Below are 15,545 nucleotides of genomic sequence, written 5' to 3'. Positions count from 1 at the left end.
CACTCCCGGGCAGCGACGCCGCATGACAGCGTGCCTCGTCCGGCGCGTCTGGTCGACGGTGGACCCGGCGTGGGTCTGCCGTCGACCAGATGGCGGCGGTCAGAGCAGCGCGTGCGGGTACTGTTCGGCGCGGTGCTGGAAGGCCAGAACCGCGGGGTTCTGGACGGTGCCGTCACGGATCTCGATCGCCTGGCGAATGGTGCGGTCACCTTCCCAGCCGGCGGGCCCTTCGAGGACAGGCCGCAGGAACGGGATCAGCGCCTCGCTGTTCTCCCACGTGGCCGCGTCCCACAGGTAGGAGGGGCTGTGGTCCACGGCGTAGTAGTGGACGTTGTCGCCGACGGTGAACATCGGCTCGCTGAAGGTAGTGGGCCGAGCCCAGGTGAAACCCATGCCCTCGTCGCAGGAGACGTCGATGACGAGGGTGCCGGGCGCGAGCTTCGGCAGATCCGCCTCTATGAGGAACGTCAGAGGTGCAGCGGTGTCCTGGAGCACGCAGTTGACGATGATGTCGTGCCCGGCCAGGAAGTCGGCCAGCTGCTCCGGGCCGTCCTCGGTGAGCGCGATGCTGCGTCGGGGGTCCTGGGTGTCGTCGGCCACGTCGTGGTCGAAGCGCACGATCCGCGCGGAGTGGATCGGTGAGCTGACGGCTGTGGTGCCGCGGGCAGTCAGCACGTCCACGTCGTGCACGCCCAGCGCGCTGAGGGCGGTCACCGCGCCGCGGGCGGTGGCGCCGAAACCGATCACCGCCGCACGCCGCCGGCGCCCGTAGTCACCGGTCGTCCCGGTCAGCTGCATGGCATGCAACACCGACGAGTAGCCGGCCAGCTCGTTGTTCTTGTGGAACACGTGCAGGCCGAATCCGCCCTTCCGGGTCCAGTGATGCATCGCCTCGAAGGCGATCAGGGTGAGCCTGCGGTCGATGGCTGCCTGCGTGACCTTTTCGTCCTGCACACAGTGCGGCCAGCCCCACAGCACCTGGCCGTCCCGCAGCTCCGCCAGATCTTCGTGCAGGGGTTTGGCCAGCAGGATGACGTCACACTCTGCGATCAGTTCCTCGCGTGAGCGGAAACCGGCGACCAGCGGTGCAAGCTGACGGTCCGAAACGCCGAAGTGTTCTCCGTAACCGGTCTGCAGATAGATGCTGGACCGGAGGTCGCCGTCGATGCGTTCGAAGTGAGCTGGGTGGATCGGCAGGCGGTGCTCGTTCTCTTTGCGAGCCTGCGACATGATTCCGAGCCTGAGCTGTTGCAAAATACCCCTCTGATTACCACCTGTCTAACACACCCCGAAGCGTGCGGACGTGGTCGGCAGCGCTCCTTCGGGCCGGGTGCCGTGAGGGGCGCCCACCCCAGGCCCTTCAGCTGACAAGCGCCGTCCGCACCACCCGCGGCAGCCGCACGCAGGCACGCACCGTCGCATTCGGGGCGGGCTCCGCAACCGCGGGCAAGGTCGGCCGGAGCGCTGAGCGGCCCCACGCCGGGCCTTCGTGCCGAGGCGTTCGCCCTCTTGCGGCGCGAGTCCCGCCACCGTTCAGCGGTCCACGGCCGCACCGCCCTCCGGCGCTCCCGCCGCGTCCGCCGGGAGTTCGGCCGTGACCACGAAGCCGCCGGCCGCTCCGGGGCCCGCCTCCAGGGAACCGCCGGCCACCGCGAGGCGTTCGGTGAGGCCCTTCAGCCCGGTGCCGCCGATGCCGGGGGCGGGCGGGGCGGCCGGGGTGCGGCCGTCGTCGGTGACGGTCAGGCGCACCCGCCCCGGGGTCCCCTCGATGACGAACGCGCAGGTGGTCGCGGTGGAGTGGCGGACGACGTTGGTGACGGCCTCCCGCACCACCCAGCCCAGCAGCGCCTCGGTCTGCGGGGCGAGCGGCGGGCCCGAGCGGCGCACGGACGGTTCGATCCCGGCGGCGCTCAGCGCGGACCTCGCGCGGTCCAGCTCGGTGGCCAGGCTGCCTTCGCGGTAGCCGGTGACCGCCTCGCGGATCTCGGTGAGCGCCTGCCGGCCGACGGACTCGATGTCGGCGACCTGGGACAGCGCCGCGTCGATGTCGCGCGGCGCGAGCCTGCGCGCGGCCTCGGACTTGACGACGATCACCGAGAGCGTGTGGCCCAGCAGGTCGTGCAGATCGCGGGAGAAGCGCAGCCGCTCCTTCTCGACGGCGGTGCGGGCCAGTTCCTGCCGGGTCGAGCGCAGCTCCATCACCGTTTCCGACAGGGTGAGGATCGCCGCCGTCACCGCGCCCGAGATGAACGTTCCGTACCCCAGGGTCCAGGGGGTCGACGTGCTGTCGTCGCGCCACACGGCGATCAGGCACGCGGCCACGGCGAGGCCGAACAGCCCGGCGCCCAGCAGGCGGTGGCGCAGGATGGTTCCGCACGCCAGCGAGAGCAGCGGGAAGAACAGCAGCCAGCTGCCGCCGTACCCGATCGCCAGGCCGAAGGTGATGACGGCCATCGCGCCCAGCAGGGCGTACGACACCGGGCTCTCGCGCTTCTCCTTGGCGAAGCCCCGGAACACCACGGAGACGTAGAGGGAGTTGAAGGCCAGCAGCCCGAGGCCGCCGACCCAGGGGTTGGGGGTCTCGCCCTGGAAGAGGTTGGAGAAGGAGCCCAGGCCCATCAGCAGCCAGGGCAGCAGGGCGTACGGCCCCGGGGGGCCGGGGCGGCGGTCCTCCTTGCGCAGCCGGCGCCGCTCCCTCCGTGCCGCTCTTCCGCTCCCGAACATGTTCACTCCCGTCACACCGTCCTCGCGGACCGACGGTACGAGATGACGGCGTACGCACCGAACAGCAGAAGCCACGCGGTGAGCACGGCGACGGTCGTGGCTCCCGGCGCGTGTCCCTCCGTGACCGCCCGGCCCAGGTCGGCGAACCGGTGGGCGGGGGTGAACCTGCCGACCGAGCGCAGCCACTCGGGAAGCAGTTCCAGCGGGAACCAGAGCCCGCCGACGACGCCGAAGCCCATCAGGCAGGCGATGTTGACGACTCCGGTGCCCTGGGGGGTGAGCCGGTAGCCGTTGCCCAGGCCGAGCAGGGTGAAGGGCAGTGCGCCGATCCAGAGCAGCAGGAGCAGGGCGGCCCACTGCCAGGCCGCCATCCGCACCCCGTTGACCAGGCCGCCGGCCAGCAGCACGCTCAGGATCGCCGGCAGGACGGTCACCGAGCCGCTGACGGCCCGGCCCACGACCGCGTGCGTGGGTGGCAGCGGGGTGATCCGCAGCTGCTGGAGCCAACCCAGGGACTTGTCGGAGGCGACGCCCGTGCCGATCGACATGGCGGAGCCCAGTGCCCCGTACGCGGCCATGCCGACCATGGAGGCGGTCCTCCAGCCGTCGGCCCCGTCGCCGCCGCCGATGTTCGTGAAGATCAGGTACATCATCACGGGCATGGCGGTTCCGAAGACCAGGAAGTGGCCGTCGCGCAGGGTGCGGCGGATCTCGAGCACGATGTAGCGGTACATCAGACGGACTCCTTCTCGGCACGGGAGGCGGCGGGCGCGGTGAGGGAGAGGAAGGCGGCCTCCAGCGATGCCCGGGACACCTGGAGGCCGCGGACGAGGCCGAGCCGGGCGAGTTCCACCACGGTGGCGTCCGAGTCGTCCGTGTGCAGCACCGCACGGTCGCCGGTCACCTCGACCGTCACGACTCCGGGCAGCAGGTCCAGGCCCTCGGTGGGCCGGGCCGCCAGGTCGAAGGAGACCTGGCTGTGGCCGGCCGCGGACTTGATGGCATCGCCGCTTCCGTCCGCGACGATCCGGCCGCGGTCGAGGACCACGATGCGGTCGGCGTTCTCGTCGGCCTCCTCCAGGTAGTGGGTGGAGAACAGCACCGTGTTGCCGCGGCGGGCGTAGGCCCGCATGGACTCCCAGAACGCGTGCCGCCCCTCCACGTCCAGCGCCGCGGTCGGCTCGTCCAGCACGATCAGCTCCGGATTCCCGGCCAGCGCCACGGCGAACCGGACCCGCTGGATCTGGCCGCCGGAGAGCTTGTCGATCCGCCGGTCCGCGTACTCCGTCACGCAGGCCAGGGCCAGTGCCTCGGCGACCGGCAGCGGCCGCGGGTAGGTGGAGGCGACGAAGGCGACCAGCTCCCGGACGCTGACCCGCGGGATGGGCCGCCCGTCCTGGAGCATGGCCCCGACCAGGCCCGCCCGCACGGCCTGCGCCGGGGCGAGGCCGAGCACCCGCACGCTGCCCGCGTCCGGCTCGTTCAGCCCGAGCAGGAGGCTGATCGCGGTGGACTTGCCCGCCCCGTTCCGCCCGAGCAGGGCGACGGTCTCGCCCCGTCCGACGGTCAGCCCGATCCCGTCCACGGCCCGTACCCGCTGTCCGGGTCCGCCGAAGGTCTTCACCGCCCCGGTGAAGACCACCGCGGCCCCGTTCCCCGTTGTCTGCGTCATGCGTACGACGCTACGGAGCCCGGATACGCCGGGGCAGAGGCGCATGTACGCAGTCGGCGATGACAAATGTCATCGGCCCGCGAGGGGCGGCAGAGAGCCTGTCGCACAGTCGAACTGACGATACGTCAGCAGTCTTCCCAACTCCTGGGCGCTGCGTTATACATAGGCCAACCGGCTAGAACGCGTTCTAGAACGGACGTGGGCTCCGGTCCCCGCACGACCTCGGTGCGGCCGACGGTGCGGACGGCCGCACCGAGGTCTCTCACCGTCGAGGAGCAGCTTCCCCATGCCCATTGATGCCGAAAAAGCTCTCGCCGCCGAACCCCGGACCAGCCGGATCAGCTGGGACCACAAGGACGTTCAGCTCTACCACCTCGGGATCGGAGCAGGCGCGCGCCCGGGACTGGCCGACCCCGCCGTCGACCCCGGCGAGCTGCGCTACACCCTGGAGTCCCGCCTCCAGGTGCTGCCGTCCTTCGCCACGGTCGCGGGGGCGGGCGCGGCCCTGGCCGGCGGCCTCTCGGTACCCGGCGTCGACGTCGACCTCGCGGCCGTCCTGCACGGCGGGCAGAGCGTGCGGGTGCACCGGCCGGTCCCGGTGAGGGGCAGTGCCGTGACCACCTCGAAGGTCGCCGCGGTCTACGACAAGGTGAAGGCGGCCGTGCTGGTGCTGCGTACGGAGGCGGCCGACGACGACGGGCCGCTGTGGACCAGCGACTCCCAGATCTTCGTCCGCGGGGAGGGCGGATTCGGCGGCGAGCGCGGCCCGTCCGCGCGCACGGCCTACCCCGCCGTCACGGGCGACCACGTGGTCGAACGGCCGGTCCGCCCCGATCAGGCACTGCTGTACCGCCTCTCCGGGGACTGGAATCCGCTCCACGCCGACCCTGACTTCGCGGCGAAGGCCGGCTTCGGCCGGCCGATCCTGCACGGCCTGTGCACCTACGGCATGACGCTCAAGGCCGTCACCGACACCGTGCTCGGTGGCGATGTGACCCGTATCCGCTCCTACCGCACCCGGTTCACCGGGGTCGTCTTCCCCGGCGAGACCCTCCGCATCGAGATGTGGACCTCCCCGGACCAGGTGCGCGTCGAGGTGCGAGCCGTGGAGCGGGACAACGCCCCGGTCCTCGACGACACCTTCGTCGAGCACTCCTGAACCCGCATCCGAACCCACCCGACAGACACCGCAGGCCCGTGAGGGGAGCCGCACCATGCGCGCAGCCGTACTGCACGAGATAGGCCAGGACAAACTCGAGGTCCTCGACGACGTCGAGGCGGTGGGCTTCGGCCCCGGGAAGGTCAGGCTCCGCATCCGGGCCACCGGGCTGTGCCACTCGGACGTCTCCGCGATGAGCGGGGTCCTGCCGCAGCCCGCCCCCTTCATCCCCGGCCACGAGGGCGCCGGCGAGGTCCTCGACGTCGGCGACGGGGTGACCGGGCTGAGCGCGGGTGACCGGGTGCTGGTCTGCTGGCTGCCCGCCTGCGGCACCTGTCCGGCCTGCAAACGCGGCCAGACCCACCTGTGCCTCGCCGGTTTCATGAACGCGGGCACCCCCAACTTCAAGCGCCCCGGCGCCGACGTCTTCGGCTTCGCGGGAACCGGCACCTTCACCGAGGAGGTCGTCGTCGGCGCGGGCTGCGCGGTACCGATCCCCGACGACGTGCCGTTCGAGATCGCCGCGCTGATCGGCTGCGGGGTCACCACCGGCCTCGGTGCCGCCATCAACACCGCGCAGGTGCGAGCCGGTTCGTCGGTCGCCGTGATCGGCTGCGGCGGCGTGGGAATCTCCACCATCCAGGGCGCCCGGGTACAGGGCGCCGCCCAGATCGTCGCCGTCGACCCGGTGGCCTCCCGGCGCGAGGCCGCGCTGCGGTTCGGCGCGACCGAGGCGGTCCCGCCCGACGGGTTCGCCGACGCCAAGCAGCGGATCACCGCCGGCGAGGGCTTCGACTACGTCTTCGAGGTCGTCGGCAAGTCCGCCACGGCCCGCACCGCGTACGAACAGACCCGGCGCGGCGGCACCCTCTGCATCGTCGGCGCGGGCGCCATGGACGACGACTTCCAGGTCAACATGTTCGAGCTGTTCTTCGACGAGAAGCGGATCCTGCCCTCCATGTACGGAGGCGGGGACGTCCTCCGGTCGTACGAGCGGGCCATCGCCCTCTGGCGGGCCGGCCGCATCGACCTGGAGTCGATGATCACCCACCGGGTGCGGCTCGACGGCGTCAACGACGCCCTGGACCAGATGCGGACCGGCGAGTCGCTGCGCACCTGCATCGAACTCTGACCGCCCGCGGCACAGCCCGCCCCTCCCGAGAGGACCCCGAGAACCGATGTCACTTCCCCTGGACGGACGGTCCGCGATCGTCACCGGCGCGGGCCGCGGCCTGGGCCGGGCCGAAGCGCTGGAGCTGGCGCGGCTCGGCGCGGCCGTCGTCGTCAACGACTACGGGCAGCCCGGCCGCGACGGTTCGGGCGAGGCGTCCGCCGCTCCCGCCGAGGAGGTCGCCGAGGAGATCCGCGCCGCCGGCGGCCGGGCGGTCGCCCACCTCGGCGACGTCGCCGACCACGAGCAGGCCCGCGCCCTGGTGGCGCTGGCCGTCGAGACGTACGGCCGGCTCGACGTCCTGGTCAACAACGCGGGCATCCTGCGCGACCGGATGGTCTTCTCGATGACCGAGGACGAGTGGGACTCGGTCATACGGGTCCACCTCAAGGGTCACTTCAACACCACGCACTTCGCCGCCGCGCACTGGCGGTCGAGGTCCAAGGAGTCCGGCGGCCCGGTGTACGGCCGGATCGTCAACACCTCCTCGGAGGCGTTCCTGGCCGGCTCGGCGGGCCAGCCCAACTACGCGGCGGCCAAGGGCGGCATCGTCGGTCTGACCACGTCCACCGCGCTGGCGCTGGCCAAGTACGGCGTCACCGCCAACGCCATCTGCCCGCGCGCCCGGACCCGGATGACCGAGGACGTCTTCGCGGGCTTCCAGGAACCGCAGGACGGGCGGCTCGACGCGCTCGCACCCGAGCACGTCTCACCACTCGTCGGCTATCTGGCCTCGCCGGCGGCCGCCAAGGTCAACGGACAGCTGCTCGTGGTGCACGGCGGCATGGTCGCGATCGTCGAACGCCCCAGAGTGGCGGCGAAGTTCGACTCGTCGAAGGAGACGTTCACCTTCGACGAACTGGACGGGCTGATCACTCCGTACTACGAGGACCGCCCGCCGAACGAGACGTTCGCGGCGGCGGAGGTGCTCGGCCTCAAGCGCGGCTGACCACCGCCCCGGCGCACACGGAGTCCCGGTGCACGGAGGAGGGCCCCCGCGGCCGCCCGGCCGCGAGGGCCCTCCTCCCTCACCACTCGCCCTTTTCACATCTCCCGGCGGTCAGGCCGCCCTGCTGCCACCTTCCAGGGGGCGGCGGTGGCGGCCCTGCGGCTGTGCCGCCGAGTCGTCCGCTGCCACGCCCCCTCGGTGTTTTCCGGAGCCGCCGGCTCCGCCCCGTCGCGCGTCCGCCCCCGGCGGACGCATCTGGGTCGTGTCGGATCGCGCCTCAGACATCTGGGAATTCACCCCGTTGTGATCGTTTGTGTGTGGTCTCCGAGATCCCCGCACCACCGCTCGGAAACGGTCACCGTCGGCGACCGTGATGCGCGATTGCGTGAGGCCCCGGATCACTCTAGTCAGGTGCCGTACGTCCCACGAAGGGCGCCTGCCCCAGCGGAACGGGTCTACACACAGAAGGAGGCGCCACGGCGGCGGAGGGTTGCGTACCGCTTACCGGGCAGCCCGACGGGGCCCCGGCCACGGCCGGTTCCGCGTCGGCGGGGGCCGTCAGGTACGCCACCGCGCAGGCCGTGTCCCCGTTCGCGTACGGCAGCTTGAGCACGCCGTCGCGCGACCAGACCCCGCTGCCCGCCAGCCAGCCCTCGGGCACGGGGAGCTGGTGCAGCCGGCGCCCCGACGGGCGCCAGATCCCGGCCCAGCTGCCCGCCGCCCCGTCGATCCGCAGGGCCACCGCGCAGCTCTCCGGCATCAGCATCTGACCCGGCTGCACGGCGAAGGGCGTCACCGCCGCGTCCGGCAGGCGCAGACACTCCGGGAAGCGCACCGGAAGACAGCTGCCCAGCACCCCCCAGCCGAGCCGGTCGTGCCCCGGCGCGTCGGAACGGATGAGCAGCAGACCGCTGTCCGGATCGGCGAGCAGCAGCCGGTCGTCGCTCTCCGGCACGATCTGGAGGAGGGGGGTCATCTCCGCCCCGCGCCCGAGGTCCACCACGACCGCCTTCACCGGGCCGCCGCCCGCGGGCTCCCGGTCCAGGGCCAGCAGCCGGCCCGCCCGGTCCAGCCAGACCCCGCCGGAACAGCGCCCCGGCAGGTCCGCGAGGTGCTCCGGACCGTACGCGCCCCCCGCCACCAGCCACAGCCCGGTGGAGTACGCGCCCACCGACAGGGCGTACGCGCTGACGCCGTCCGGGGAGGGGGGAAGCAGCGTCATGCCGGCGCATTCGACGGCGCCCAGCGGGAGTTCGCCGGTTCCGGGGCCGGTCGGGTAGAGCAGCGAGAAGGCGTACCGGCCGGCGACCCGTCGCCCGATCAGCACCCGGCCGTCGGCGAGCGGCAGCACCTGCGCGTCGGCCTCCTCGGGCTGGTCCAGCGGGAGCGGTACGGCGTACGGCTCGGGGCCGTCCAGCGTCCAGCGCTCCGGGTACCAGGCGCCCGCCTCCGTCCCGCCGGTGTGGTCACGGGGGGCGGTGAGCCGGGCCGCGTAGGCCCCGTCGGCGGTGAGGATGAAGGGGGGCAGGACCGTTTCGCCGGGGGCCGGGGCCGCCGGCCCGGGCGGGCCGGCGGCGCTTCCGGCCGGGTCCGGCGCCTCGGCGGCCCCGCCCGGCTCGCCGGACTGTGGTCCCGCGGCCTCCTCGGCCCCCTCCGGCTCGTCGGACTCCGGCTCCACCGTCCCGCCGGTCCCGGGCGCCGCCTCAGCGGTCCCGTCCTCGATCGCACAGGCAGTCATCGACTCGTCACCTCCGGCCACCGAAGCTAGTTTTCGTACGGGCTGCCGAACACCACGAGCCTCACCACTTCACACATAAGGGTGGCGATGCCCGGATTCGCCTGAGGGCGTGGGGGTGGTTGTGCTCTGCTGAGTGAGGGTGGCTAAGGTAAGGCATTCCTAAGTGTTACCTGTGTGACCCTCGACTGGAGCAAGTGATGTCCCTTCGTCGCCGCGGCACCGCCGCAGTCGGCCTGGCCGTAGTGGCCGCCCTGTCCCTTTCCGCCTGCGGGAGCGACGAAGGGGCGTCCGGCAAGCCCGAGGCCGGCGGCGACAAGAAGGCCGCGGTCGCCACGGGCGGCAAGGACTTCGGCGACGCGGCGAAGAAGACGGCGGCGTACGGGACCGACGCCCCGGCCGGCACGTACCCCCGTACCCTCACGCACGCCATGGGCAAGACCGAGCTCAAGGCCGCCCCGAAGCGGGTCGTCGTGCTCGACGTCGGCGAGTTCGACAACGTCGTCTCCCTGGGCGTGAAGCCGGTGGGATACGCCCCCTCGGAGGGCGACGCGGCGATTCCCTCGTACCTGAAGAAGGAGGCGGGCGAGCCCAAGAGCGTCGGCACGATCAACAACCTCAACCTCGAGGCGATCGCCGCGCTCAAGCCCGACCTGATCCTCGGCAGCCAGCTGCGCGCCGCGGACAAGTACGACGAGCTGTCCAGGATCGCGCCGACGGTGTTCTCCATCCGCCCGGGCTTCACCTGGAAGGAGAACTACCTCCTCAACGCCGCCGCCCTCGACAGGACCGCCAAGGCGAAGTCGGCGCTGGGCGCCTACGAGGCGAACGCGAAGAAGCTCGGCGAGGACATCGGCCCGAAGAAGCCGACCATCTCCATGGTCCGCTACCTGCCGGACAAGATCCGCCTCTACGCCAAGGCCTCGTTCATCGGCACGATCCTCGACGACGCCGGCCTGCCGCGGCCCGAGAACCAGCAGATCAACGATCTCGCCGCGGAGATCAGCCCGGAGAAGATCGACGAGGCGGACGCCGACTGGATCTTCACCGGCGTGTACGGCGATGTGAAGGCCACCAAGCGCGACACCACCCAGGCCAACCCGCTGTGGAAGAACCTCGAGGCCGTCAAGGAGGGCCGGGCCAAGAACGTCTCCGACGAGACCTGGTACCTCGGTCTCGGCGTCACGGCCGCGAACCTGGTCCTCGACGACCTGCGGGCGGACCTCGTCAAGCAGTGACCCCGGCCACGAGGGCCGGCGGGCCGCGCCGGCCGTCCGGCGCGGCGCCGGCGACCCGGCGCGCGGACGGGGGCGCGTCCGGGCGTAACGATTCATGACCGGCCGGCGGCCCGAGGTCACGGGTCGGCCGGCCATGGGATGCGGGGCACGGAGGCCAGGTAGCCTTTCCTCCGTGCCCCGTCTGTCTGAAGTCATCGCCGAGCTCGACGCCCTGTGGCCGCCCGCGCGAGCCGAGGGATGGGACGCGGTCGGCACCGTCTGCGGTGATCCGGACGCCGAGGTCGGCCGGGTGCTCTTCGCCGTCGACCCCGTACAGGAGATCGCCGACGAGGCGGTCGGACTCGGCGCCCAGCTGATCGTCACCCACCACCCGCTCTATCTGCGCGGCACGACGACGGTGGCGGCCGGCACCTTCAAGGGCCGGGTCGTGCACACCCTCATCAAGCACGACATCGCGCTGCACGTCGCCCACACCAACGCGGACTCCGCGGACCCGGGCGTCTCCGACGCCCTGGCCGGCGCCCTCGACCTGCGCGTCGAGCGGCCCCTCGTCCCGGACCCCACGGACCCCGCCGGCCGCCGCGGCCTCGGCAGGATCTGCGCACTCGACCACCCCGAGACCCTCGGCGCGTTCGCCGCCCGCGCCGCCGCCCGGCTGCCCGCCACCGCGCAGGGCATCCGCCTCGCCGGCGACCCGGAGTCCCTCGTGCGGACCGTCGCGGTGAGCGGCGGATCGGGCGACAGCCTCTTCGACGCCGTACGCGCCGCGGGAGTGGACGCCTTCCTCACCGCGGACCTGCGCCACCACCCGGCCTCCGAGGCCGTCCAGCACTCGTCCCTCGGCCTGGTCGATGCCGCACACTGGGCCACCGAGTGGCCGTGGTGCGAGCAGGCCGCGGCACAGCTCGACGCGATTTCCGACCGCCACGGATGGGACCTGCGGGTCCACGTCTCGAAGCAGGTCACCGACCCCTGGACCACCCACCACTCTTCTGGAGCCCCCAACTGAACGCCGCGCCCGCCGACCAGATCCGACTCCTCGACGTCCAGGCCCTCGACCAGCGCCTCTCGCAGCTTGCGCACCGGCGCAAGTCCCTGCCCGAGCACGCCGAGATCGAGTCGCTCACGGCCGACCTCGCCCAGCTCCGCGACCTCCTCGTCGCCTCGACGACCGAGGAGAGCGACACCGCCCGCGAGCAGACCAAGGCGGAGCACGACGTCGACCAGGTGCGCCAGCGCGCCGCCCGGGACCAGCAGCGCCTGGACTCCGGCGCGGTCACCTCGCCCAAGGACCTGGAGAGCCTCCAGCGCGAGATCGTCTCCCTCGCCAAGCGTCAGGGCGACCTGGAGGACGTCGTTCTCGAGGTCATGGAGCGCCGCGAGTCCGCCCAGGAGCGGGTCGCCGAGCTGACCGACCGGGTCTCCGCCGTGCAGGCCAAGGTCGACGACGCCACCGCCCGCCGGGACACGGCGACCGAGGAGCTCGACTCGGAGACCGCGACGGTCACCAAGGAGCGCGAGGTCGTCGCCGGTTCCGTCCCCGCGGACCTGCTCAAGCTGTACGAGAAGCTCCGCGTCCAGCAGGGCGGGGTGGGCGCCGCCCGCCTCTACCAGCGCCGCTGCGAGGGCTGCCGTCTCGAGCTCAACATCACCGAGGTCAACGACGTGAAGGCCGCGTCCCCCGACACGGTGCTGCGCTGCGAGAACTGCCACCGCATCCTGGTCCGCACCGCGGACTCGGGTCTGTAATGACGCGGCCGCGCCGGTTCGTCGTCGAGGCCGACGGCGGCTCCCGGGGCAACCCGGGGCCCGCCGGATACGGCGCGGTCGTCATCGACCCGGCGACGGGGGAGACCCTGGCCGAGGCCGCCGAGTACATCGGCGTCGCGACGAACAACGTCGCGGAGTACAAGGGCCTCATCGCCGGGCTGCGCGCCGTGCGCGCACTGATGCCGGACGGTCCGGCGGACGACGGCCCCCAGGTCCGCGTCCGGATGGACTCCAAGCTGGTCGTGGAACAGATGTCGGGCCGCTGGAAGATCAAGCACCCCGGCATGAAGCCCCTCGCGGCCGAGGCGGCAGGCATCCTGCCGGCGTCCGCCGTCACCTACGAGTGGATCCCGCGCGCGCAGAACAAGCACGCGGACCGGCTCGCCAACGAGGCGATGGACGCGGGCAGGCGCGGCAGGCAGTGGGAGCCGTCGTCCTCGACGGCGGACCTCGACACTTCGCGATCCTCCGTGGCCGCCGCCCTGCCTCCCGTCTCCGGGCCGCCCGGCGACGCGGCGGCCGGGGCGGCGAGGGCCAGAGCCGCGCTGAACCGCCCCGCCGCGGCAGCCCCGGCCTCACCGTCCACCACGGCCACCCCGCAGGTCGGCTGGGGCGCGGCCCCGGACCTCGGGGCGCCCGCCACGCTCCTGCTGCTCCGCCACGGGGAGACGGCCCTCACCCCGGAGAAGCGGTTCTCCGGCAGCGGCGGCACCGACCCCGAGCTCTCGGCCGTCGGCCGCGGGCAGGCCCAGCACGCCGCCGACGCCTTCGCCGCCCGGGGGACGGTGCAGGAGATCGTCAGCTCGCCGCTGCGCCGCTGCCGCGAGACGGCTGCCGCGGTCGCGGCCCGGCTGAGCCTGGAGGTCCGGATCGAGGAAGGGCTGCGCGAGACGGACTTCGGCGCCTGGGAGGGGCTGACGTTCGGCGAGGTCAGGGAGCGGTACGGCGCCGATCTGGATGCCTGGCTCGCCTCCGCGAAGGCGGCCCCCACCGGAGGCGGCGAGAGCTTCGCCGAGGTCGCCCGCCGCGTCGCCGCCACCCGCGACCGCCTCGTCACCCGCTACGCCGGCCGAACGGTCCTCGTGGTCACCCACGTCACGCCCATCAAGACACTGGTCAGGCTGGCCCTGGGCGCACCGCCGGAGTCCTTGTTCCGCATGGAGCTCTCGGCGGCATCCGTGTCGGCCGTCGCCTACTACGCGGACGGCAACGCCTCCGTACGGCTGCTCAACGACACGTCCCACCTGCGGTAGGGCCGTCCACCCGAACAGCGCTCGGCCCCATCGGCGGGGGGAGGCCGATGGGGCCGAGGCGGTTCCGGCAGACCGGGGGATCGCCCGCCGGAACCCGGGATCCCGGAGTCCGGGTCACGTGCCTACAGGTCTCGTGCCCCGGCCGCCGGGGAGTATGCATCGCGGAGCGCGACGGTTCGCCGCGGTGCCCCCTCAGCCGCGCAGGGCCGCGGCCCCGGCGGCGAGCCGCTCCACCCGGGACCAGTCCCGGGCCGCCACCGCGTCGCCGGGGAGCATCCAACTGCCGCCCACGCAGCCGACGTTCGGCAGGGACAGGTAGGAGGGCGCCGAGGCGAGCGAGATGCCGCCGGTCGGGCAGAACCTGGCCCGGGGGAGGGGGGCGGAGAGGGCCTTCAGATACGCCGTGCCGCCCGCCGCCTCCGCCGGGAAGAACTTCATCTCGGTGACCCCGCGCTCCAGCAGCGCGACCACCTCGGACGTCGTCGAGACCCCCGGCAGGAAGGGCAGCCCCGACGCCCTCATCGCGTCCAGCAGGGTGTCCGTCCAGCCGGGGCTCACCAGGAACCGGGCGCCGGCGGCCACCGTGTCGGAGACGTTCCGCGCCGAGATCACCGTGCCGGCGCCGACCACCGCGTCCGGGACCTCCGCGGCGATCGCCTCGATCGCGTCCAGGGCGGCGGCCGTCCGCAGCGTCACCTCGATCGCCCGGAGTCCTCCCGCCACCAGGGCCCGGGCGAGGGGCACCGCGTCGTCGGCGTCCTCCAGGACGACGACGGGCACGACGGGGGCAAGGTCCAGCACGGACGAGGAGGTCATGCCCTCATCCTGCCCCGCAGGCCGCACCACGCGCAACGAGCGTTGCGCAGGGTGCAACGCTTGGCGGCCGTTCAGTGGATCTCGGTCACCACCACGTCGAGTTCCCAGGTCCGCCCGGACCGCGCGGGCGCCTCGGCCTCGACCACGTACCCCAGATCCCGCAGAGCCGTCACCAGCTCCGCCGGCCGCTTCGGCCGGGCCCCCGCCCGCAGCAGGTCACGCACCATCCGCCCCTTCGTCGCCTTGTTGAAGTGACTGACCACCGACCGCTTCTCCACCCCGTCCACCAGCTGGGAGTGCAGCACCCGCACGCTTGCCGTGCGCTCCGCCACCTCACCCTTCGGCTTCCACGCGGCGGCGTACGCGGACGACCGCAGGTCCAGCACCAGCCCGTCGCCCGCCGCCTCCGGCATCACCTCCGCCATCGGCGCGCGCCAGAACGCACCCAGGGCTCCGAGCCCGGGCAGCTTCACCCCCATCGAGCAGCGGTACGGCGGAATGCGGTCGCCCACCCGCACCGCGCCCCACAGCCCGGAGAAGACGAGCAGCGACTTCGCGGCCCGGCGACGGGCCGCCGGGTCCAGGGACGTCAGGTCCAGTGCGTCGTAGAGCACCCCGGTGTAGAGCTCGCCGGCCGGACGCGCACCCGCCGTCCGCAGCTCGGCGTTCTTCGCGATCTCGCCGCGCAGCCCCTCGCTGAGCCCCAGCACCACGCGGGCCTTCTCCTCGTCCGCCACGCACAGCTCCACCAGCCCGTCCAGCACGGCGGCCCGCGCCTCGGCCAGGCCGGGCAGCGAGAGCGACTCGGGCTTCAGGGGTGCTCCGCGCCCCGAGGCGGCCTTTCCTTCGGAGGGCGGCAACAGGACGAGCACGGCGGTTCTCCTTCGTACGTACGGAAAAGGGGGGGCGCGCTCGGCACGGCAGCGGCTCACCACCCTCTCGCCAGCGTACGGGTCACCGCCAACGCCCCTTCCCACCACCCGTGACGCCCTCCCCGTACTCGGGCCGGCGCCCCGTGACGCCCTCTCCCCTCACCCGGGATGCCACCCGCACCGCCC

Annotated in this window: 14 protein-coding genes; 7 read left to right on the top strand and 7 right to left on the bottom strand. The window is 72.8% G+C overall.

The window, feature by feature from the left end:
- Positions 1 to 99: 99 nt before the first annotated feature.
- From E6R60_RS03875 to E6R60_RS03860, 4 genes are all read right to left on the bottom strand, one after another.
- Positions 100 to 1,254 (bottom strand): N(5)-(carboxyethyl)ornithine synthase, encoded by a 1,155-nt coding sequence (locus E6R60_RS03875; RefSeq protein ID WP_136324980.1) that lies wholly within the window; start codon positions 1,252 to 1,254, stop codon positions 100 to 102.
- A 279-nt stretch (positions 1,255 to 1,533) separates the two neighbouring features.
- Positions 1,534 to 2,724, bottom strand: coding sequence for a sensor histidine kinase (locus E6R60_RS03870; protein ID WP_136324979.1), 1,191 nt, complete (start codon positions 2,722 to 2,724; stop codon positions 1,534 to 1,536).
- Positions 2,725 to 2,735: 11 nt separating this feature from the next.
- Positions 2,736 to 3,458, bottom strand: a complete 723-nt coding sequence (locus E6R60_RS03865; RefSeq protein ID WP_136324978.1) for an ABC transporter permease — start codon at positions 3,456 to 3,458, stop codon at positions 2,736 to 2,738.
- Positions 3,458 to 4,366, bottom strand: a complete 909-nt coding sequence (locus E6R60_RS03860; RefSeq protein ID WP_136325532.1) for an ABC transporter ATP-binding protein — start codon at positions 4,364 to 4,366, stop codon at positions 3,458 to 3,460. The genes E6R60_RS03865 and E6R60_RS03860 overlap by 1 nt, the downstream gene beginning before the upstream one ends.
- A 316-nt stretch (positions 4,367 to 4,682) precedes the next feature.
- On the opposite strand from E6R60_RS03860, the gene E6R60_RS03855 reads away from it, so the two are divergent.
- From E6R60_RS03855 to E6R60_RS03845, 3 genes are read left to right on the top strand one after another with little or no spacing between them, the layout of a single operon-like run.
- On the top strand, positions 4,683 to 5,555 hold the full coding sequence (locus E6R60_RS03855; RefSeq protein WP_136324977.1) for a MaoC/PaaZ C-terminal domain-containing protein: 873 nt from the start codon (positions 4,683 to 4,685) through the stop codon (positions 5,553 to 5,555).
- A gap of 55 nt (positions 5,556 to 5,610) precedes the next feature.
- A complete protein-coding gene (locus E6R60_RS03850; protein ID WP_136324976.1) occupies positions 5,611 to 6,687 on the top strand; it encodes a Zn-dependent alcohol dehydrogenase in 1,077 nt (358 codons plus the stop codon).
- Between the two features lie 46 nt (positions 6,688 to 6,733).
- Positions 6,734 to 7,675, top strand: a complete 942-nt coding sequence (locus tag E6R60_RS03845; protein WP_136324975.1) for a 3-oxoacyl-ACP reductase — start codon at positions 6,734 to 6,736, stop codon at positions 7,673 to 7,675.
- Positions 7,676 to 8,078: 403 nt separating this feature from the next.
- On the opposite strand, the gene E6R60_RS03840 is transcribed toward E6R60_RS03845, so the two are convergent.
- Entirely contained in the window at positions 8,079 to 9,413 is a 1,335-nt protein-coding gene (locus E6R60_RS03840) for a hypothetical protein (protein WP_136324974.1), read from the bottom strand.
- Between the two features lie 197 nt (positions 9,414 to 9,610).
- Between E6R60_RS03840 and E6R60_RS03835 the strand changes: the two genes are divergently transcribed.
- The 4 genes from E6R60_RS03835 (at position 9,611) to E6R60_RS03820 (ending at position 13,671) form a co-directional block, all read left to right on the top strand.
- Positions 9,611 to 10,648, top strand: coding sequence for an iron-siderophore ABC transporter substrate-binding protein (locus tag E6R60_RS03835; protein WP_136324973.1), 1,038 nt, complete (start codon positions 9,611 to 9,613; stop codon positions 10,646 to 10,648).
- Between the two features lie 172 nt (positions 10,649 to 10,820).
- Positions 10,821 to 11,657 (top strand): Nif3-like dinuclear metal center hexameric protein, encoded by an 837-nt coding sequence (locus E6R60_RS03830; RefSeq protein ID WP_136324972.1) that lies wholly within the window; start codon positions 10,821 to 10,823, stop codon positions 11,655 to 11,657.
- A complete protein-coding gene (locus tag E6R60_RS03825) occupies positions 11,654 to 12,397 on the top strand; it encodes a C4-type zinc ribbon domain-containing protein (protein WP_206309328.1) in 744 nt (247 codons plus the stop codon). The genes E6R60_RS03830 and E6R60_RS03825 overlap by 4 nt, the downstream gene beginning before the upstream one ends.
- Positions 12,397 to 13,671: a bifunctional RNase H/acid phosphatase gene (locus E6R60_RS03820; RefSeq protein ID WP_136324970.1), complete on the top strand. Its 1,275-nt coding sequence runs from the start codon at positions 12,397 to 12,399 to the stop codon at positions 13,669 to 13,671. Before E6R60_RS03825 ends, E6R60_RS03820 begins: the two co-directional genes overlap by 1 nt.
- 192 nt (positions 13,672 to 13,863) lie before the next feature.
- Here E6R60_RS03820 and eda read toward each other — a convergent pair whose 3' ends face one another.
- Entirely contained in the window at positions 13,864 to 14,487 is a 624-nt protein-coding gene (eda, locus tag E6R60_RS03815) for a bifunctional 4-hydroxy-2-oxoglutarate aldolase/2-dehydro-3-deoxy-phosphogluconate aldolase (protein WP_136324969.1), read from the bottom strand.
- A gap of 71 nt (positions 14,488 to 14,558) precedes the next feature.
- Positions 14,559 to 15,359 (bottom strand): peroxide stress protein YaaA, encoded by an 801-nt coding sequence (gene yaaA / locus E6R60_RS03810; RefSeq protein WP_136324968.1) that lies wholly within the window; start codon positions 15,357 to 15,359, stop codon positions 14,559 to 14,561.
- Positions 15,360 to 15,545 lie beyond the last annotated feature (186 nt).

The organism is Streptomyces sp. A0642 (genome assembly GCF_004795105.1).
Taxonomy (GTDB): Bacteria; Actinomycetota; Actinomycetes; order Streptomycetales; family Streptomycetaceae; genus Streptomyces.
This window is presented reverse-complemented; position numbering and strand designations above follow the sequence as displayed.

Coding starts and splice junctions, on each gene's coding strand:
- E6R60_RS03870 (WP_136324979.1), bottom strand. CDS start 2,724: ATGTTCGGGAGCGGAAGAGCGGCACGGAGGGAGCGGCGCCGGCTGCGC.
- E6R60_RS03865 (WP_136324978.1), bottom strand. CDS start 3,458: ATGTACCGCTACATCGTGCTCGAGATCCGCCGCACCCTGCGCGACGGC.
- E6R60_RS03855 (WP_136324977.1), top strand. CDS start 4,683: ATGCCCATTGATGCCGAAAAAGCTCTCGCCGCCGAACCCCGGACCAGC.
- E6R60_RS03850 (WP_136324976.1), top strand. CDS start 5,611: ATGCGCGCAGCCGTACTGCACGAGATAGGCCAGGACAAACTCGAGGTC.
- E6R60_RS03845 (WP_136324975.1), top strand. CDS start 6,734: ATGTCACTTCCCCTGGACGGACGGTCCGCGATCGTCACCGGCGCGGGC.
- E6R60_RS03840 (WP_136324974.1), bottom strand. CDS start 9,413: ATGACTGCCTGTGCGATCGAGGACGGGACCGCTGAGGCGGCGCCCGGG.
- E6R60_RS03835 (WP_136324973.1), top strand. CDS start 9,611: ATGTCCCTTCGTCGCCGCGGCACCGCCGCAGTCGGCCTGGCCGTAGTG.
- E6R60_RS03820 (WP_136324970.1), top strand. CDS start 12,397: ATGACGCGGCCGCGCCGGTTCGTCGTCGAGGCCGACGGCGGCTCCCGG.
- eda (WP_136324969.1), bottom strand. CDS start 14,487: ATGACCTCCTCGTCCGTGCTGGACCTTGCCCCCGTCGTGCCCGTCGTC.